Annotated in this window: 5 protein-coding genes; 3 read left to right on the top strand and 2 right to left on the bottom strand. The window is 72.6% G+C overall.

Features of this window, described 5'->3' with window-relative positions; translation table 11 throughout:
- Nucleotides 1-170 precede the first annotated feature (170 nt).
- From MTDSW087_RS29650 to MTDSW087_RS29640, 3 genes are all read left to right on the top strand, one after another.
- On the top strand, nucleotides 171-413 hold the full coding sequence (locus tag MTDSW087_RS29650) for a hypothetical protein (RefSeq protein ID WP_144769357.1): 243 nt from the start codon (nucleotides 171-173) through the stop codon (nucleotides 411-413).
- Nucleotides 414-605: 192 nt separating this feature from the next.
- Nucleotides 606-926 carry a hypothetical protein gene (locus MTDSW087_RS29645; RefSeq protein WP_144769355.1) on the top strand — a complete coding sequence of 107 codons (321 nt, stop codon included), beginning with the start codon at nucleotides 606-608 and terminating at the stop codon, nucleotides 924-926.
- Nucleotides 927-1,069: 143 nt separating this feature from the next.
- On the top strand, nucleotides 1,070-1,267 hold the full coding sequence (locus MTDSW087_RS29640; protein ID WP_144769353.1) for a hypothetical protein: 198 nt from the start codon (nucleotides 1,070-1,072) through the stop codon (nucleotides 1,265-1,267).
- A 191-nt stretch (nucleotides 1,268-1,458) separates the two neighbouring features.
- Here the strand turns inward: MTDSW087_RS29640 and MTDSW087_RS29635 are convergent, their stop codons facing one another.
- Both MTDSW087_RS29635 and MTDSW087_RS29630 read right to left on the bottom strand, forming a co-directional pair.
- Nucleotides 1,459-2,772, bottom strand: a complete 1,314-nt coding sequence (locus tag MTDSW087_RS29635; RefSeq protein WP_144769351.1) for a GGDEF domain-containing protein — start codon at nucleotides 2,770-2,772, stop codon at nucleotides 1,459-1,461.
- Between the two features lie 232 nt (nucleotides 2,773-3,004).
- A complete protein-coding gene (locus MTDSW087_RS29630) occupies nucleotides 3,005-3,919 on the bottom strand; it encodes a transporter substrate-binding domain-containing protein (RefSeq protein ID WP_186384053.1) in 915 nt (304 codons plus the stop codon).
- Between the last annotated feature and the right edge of the window lie 400 nt (nucleotides 3,920-4,319).

Raw genomic sequence — 4,319 nt, 5'->3', positions numbered from 1 at the left:
ATCCGTCAGGTCGAACCGCGCCATCCAGAACCCTCCCTCGCCAGAGGGTTAACGACGGCACGCCTCACCCGTGCCCACCGTTATGGGTTCGCGACCTAGAGGGCGTGCCGGACAACCGCCACACTGGGGGCGCAGGGCAGGGCGCTGATCCTCGACGGATGGGAGGACGCATGCCGATCCGATACCTTCTCGCCGCCCTGATGCTGCTGCCGGCCGGCGCCTGCACGCGGCTCCTGCACCCCGTCGCGCAGACCGACGCGGTGCCCCAGGGCGTCGGGCCCGATCCCGTCGAGGCGCGACCTGCGGCGCCGACCCGGCGCGGGGCGGCGGCCGATGCCGTCGATCCCCAGGAGGCCCTGCGCCAATCGGCCGCCGACCGGCAGCGGTGGTCGAAGGAGCGGCCGGCCGAGTAGGCCCTCCTGTTTCCCGGCCCGCGGGCCGCGCCGTCCGCCGTCTCGGCGCAGAACGGTCGAGGCGGGGCGAATCACTATCTTTCGTAACAGCGCATGCCTATTGATCCGCGGCGCCGAGGTGAACCGGCCGGCACGGCAAGGTCGGGACATGCCGAGCATGGCAGGAGAACGAGCAGGGACGACGCCTCATCGATGCTGAATTACACGCTCGACGATTTCGCGGCTTCTGAAGATCCGGCCGATCTCGCGATCATCTGCAATATCGCCTACAAGACGATGCTGGCGCTCTACGGCGACCTGCTCGTCCTCCATGGCCGCCACGACCTGGCGGCGGCCGAGCGGGCGAACCAGGCGATGATCGAGAAGGCGCGCGCGCATATCCGCGAGATCCTGGCGAGCCTGCCCGACAACCTCGTCCTGTCCGATGCGGGCGACCTGTTGAGCGCGCATCTGCGGGCCATGCTGCTCGACGCCGAGCGCGAGATGCGCGCTCGCGTGACGCAGGAAACCTGACGCGCAAGCGCGTCGCTCGCCTGCACCTGAGTGCGCAAGGCCTCGCTCGGCGCGGCTGCCATGCCGAAGCCGGGCTTGCCTGACTCCGCCGAATCCGTATCCCAAGCTCGGCTGTCCATTCGGCCGCAGCCTGAGGAGACTGGATGATTCTCGACGCGCAGCACGATCGCTCTGCCTCGCCGCTCGCCACCGTCCCGGACGAGACTCACACCACACCGAACGCGACCCGGCCCCTCCCGGCCGGCCTACGACAGGACACGACCCCGCCGGCCGAGGCCGAGGCGGCCCCGCAGGAGAGCCCGCCCACCAACACCTTCGAGGCGTTCGGCTCGTTCTCGTGACAGGGCGCCCGCCGCCGAAGCGGATCCCGGTTCGGCGCAAGACCAAGACCCGATGAAGACCCCGCGTGCACGATCATGCATGCACGACCACGCCTCCGCACGAGCGGCCACCTCCTCCGTGATCCGGAGATCGGGGACACCCCCTGCGTGACGGGCGCGCCGGAGCGGGCGACGCTCCGGTGCGCCTCCGGTCAGGCCGCGTCGCGCGCCTCGATCGACTCCTCGATTTCCACCCGGTTCCGGCCGTTGCGCTTGGCCCGGTAGAGGGCCGCATCGGCCCGCGCCACGAGCCCGTCCACGGCCTCGCCGGGGCGCCGCGCGGCGACGCCGAAGGAGCAGGTGCGCGGCCCGACGAAGGGGAGGGCGCTCGCCTCGATGCGCACCCGCAGCGCCTCGGCACGGGCGCGGGCCGCGGCGAGGTCGGCGCCGGGGCAGACCAGCATGAACTCCTCGCCGCCCCAGCGGCCGACCGTGTCGCCCGGCCCCTGCGCCTGGGCCAGGATCCCGGCGATGCCCCCCAGCACCGCATCCCCCACCGTGTGACCGTGCTGGTCGTTGACCGCCTTGAACTGGTCGACGTCGCAGACGATCACCGCGAGCCCGGACCCGGCCTCCGCCGCCAGGGCCTCGTCGAGGGCCGCATCGAGCCGGCGGCGGTTCGGCAGCCCGGTAAGCTGGTCGGTGGCGGCGAGCGCCTCGAGTTCCCGCGTGCGCGCGGCGACACGGGCCTGAAGCGTCGCGTTCATCTCGGTGAGGTCGTGGGTCAGCGCGTTGCGCTCCTCGAAGGCGCGGCGCAGGCGGTCGGTGGTGGCGTTGAGCGCCGCGACCAGGGCGTGCAGCTCGTGCCGGCCGCCGCCGCGCAGCACCAGCGGCTCGGCCAGGGTCTCCCGGTCCATGCGCGCGAGATGGGCGGCGACCTGGGCGAGCGGGCGGCCGACCATCCAGCGGATCACCGCGACGAAGATGAACCACAGCATCACGGTCTTGATCGCCGAGTTGATCAGGATCACCACCAGGGTGCGCCGGACCTGCTCGATGGCGATGCCGGTATCGGAGAACACGGTCCAGGAGCCCACCGGGTAGCGGCGCCCGGTCTCGTCCACGTGGACGAGGTCGAACCGGCGGCTGAAGCGCGTGCCGAGCCCGCCCACGCGGGTGGGGCTCGCCGCCCCGGAATCGGCCTCCGCGACGGCGCCGACCGCCTCGACGCGGCGGCCCTTCTCGTCGCGCACCTCGACGCCGACCACCGCCGGGATCTCGCGCATGCCGGCGAGGATGCCGCGCAGCACCTCCCCGTTGAAGCGCCAGACCGCGTCCTCCAGCCCGGGACCGAAGGTCCGTTCGAGGGCGGCGACGTCGCGCTGCAGGTGGTCGTGCGCGTCGCCGTACTCGACGGCGAGCTGTACCGCGGTCAGCGCGGCGGCCACCACGAAGTAGCAGCCGAAGATCGCGCGGATCAGGCGGGTCGCCAGCACGGGCGTCGCGGCGGGAGGCTGAGGAGGCATGGGGCGATCGTCAGCCGCGGCGGGAACCGGCGGCCGCGGAGAGCGGGAGGTGTTCCGGGAATGGACAGGTTGCCAACCGCTCGCCCCGATCCGCCGACCACGGATGACCGCTCCGGCCCGCGCCGAAGCGCCGACCGCCAGAAGCGCAGATGTCCCTTAAGGAAGCGTCGCATCCGCGACGAGCGTCCCGACACGCCCATCGCCGTGACATCGTAGGGCGGCCGGGGCGACCTCAATCCGAGGTGAGGAAGCGCGCATCGTAGATCGCCCGCAGCTTCGGCAGGTCGGCCGGATCGGACCACGCCTCGACGATGGCGCGGTAGGCCGGGTTCGGGCGCTCGGCGCGCAGGATCGCGTCGATCCGCGCCACCACGGCGAGCCCCTGGGGCGTGCGCGCGCACATCACGCGGGAGAAGACGGGGTCGGGCGTCTCGGAGAGGGGCAGGGCGACGAGGGCACCGTCCGCCTGCAGGTGGCGGGCGTGGTAGGCGGCGATGCTCGGGAACTCGATGAGGTAGTCGAGCCGGTCACGCAGCAGCATCCGGAAGGCCTCCGGGAACTCGGAGAAGGTCTGGGCCGGCGGCCGGGCCCGCAGCAGCGCATCGACGGCGGGGGCGAGGCTGCGCCCGAGGAGCACGCTGGTGCGCCAGGCCGTGCCGTCCTCGAGGAGCCGCGCGAGCGGGATCGGCCCGAGCGCCTCGAACCGGGCGCGCTGCGGCGCGTGGACGATGACCCGCAGCGGGTAGAACATCGCCACCGGCAGGGAGAAGGCCGCGAAGGCCTCGCGCTCCGGGGTACGGATCCCGCCGACGAAGCACCAGTCGGCGCCGTTGCGGATCTCGGCGAGGAGGCGCGGGAAGGGGGCCGAGATCGTCCGCTGGGAGACGTCGCCCAGGCGCTCCGCCAGCAGGCCGCGGATTCGGTCGAAGATGCCGGTGCCCCGCTCGGGCCCGTCGAGCATCATGAAGGGCCCGGCCTCGTAGACGGACCAGGTGATGGAGGGCCCATCCTGCGCGGGCGGCGCCTCCGCGCCGGCGGGACCGCACCAGGACAGGCCGGCGAGCAGCGCCAGGATTGCGGACAGCGCTCTCGCCCGGGCCGGCGCAGGCCCACCGGCAGATCCGTGCCGACCGCTCCTCGTTCCCATGGCCCCCGCCCACGCTCCTGCCCGACGATGCGGCCGGGCATTGTGGGGTGGGGAGCTGAGCACGCGCTTAACGAGCGCCCCTCTCGGTTCCGTTCTGAATTGCGCCCTGTGATTCGACGCGGAATCTGTCCCGGAACAGCATCGCCGGGCCGATTTCCGAACGGCACCGGTTTTGCTGCCGGGCATTGCGGCCGTACAAGGCGGCCGGGTAAAGACCTGCCGTGATCCGGTAGGGTACGACGGGAGCGGGGCGATGCGGTCTGAGTTGGCGAGTTCGGGGGCTGCCTCGGAGATCCGTCCGGTGATCCTGTGCGGCGGCCCCGGCCCGCGGCTGTGGCCGGCCTCGCGCGAGAGCATGCCCAAGCAGTCCGCCCGCCTCGTCGATCCGGTGCAGTCCACC

Origin of the sequence: Methylobacterium dankookense (assembly GCF_902141855.1) — a bacterium.
Lineage (GTDB): Bacteria > Pseudomonadota > Alphaproteobacteria > Rhizobiales > Beijerinckiaceae > Methylobacterium > Methylobacterium dankookense.
The sequence above is the reverse complement of the archived record's forward strand: the minus strand, read 5'-3'. Positions and strand labels throughout refer to the sequence as shown.

Coding starts and splice junctions, on each gene's coding strand:
- MTDSW087_RS29650 (WP_144769357.1), top strand. CDS start 171: ATGCCGATCCGATACCTTCTCGCCGCCCTGATGCTGCTGCCGGCCGGC.
- MTDSW087_RS29640 (WP_144769353.1), top strand. CDS start 1,070: ATGATTCTCGACGCGCAGCACGATCGCTCTGCCTCGCCGCTCGCCACC.
- MTDSW087_RS29630 (WP_186384053.1), bottom strand. CDS start 3,919: ATGGGAACGAGGAGCGGTCGGCACGGATCTGCCGGTGGGCCTGCGCCG.
- MTDSW087_RS29645 (WP_144769355.1), top strand. CDS start 606: ATGCTGAATTACACGCTCGACGATTTCGCGGCTTCTGAAGATCCGGCC.
- MTDSW087_RS29635 (WP_144769351.1), bottom strand. CDS start 2,772: ATGCCTCCTCAGCCTCCCGCCGCGACGCCCGTGCTGGCGACCCGCCTG.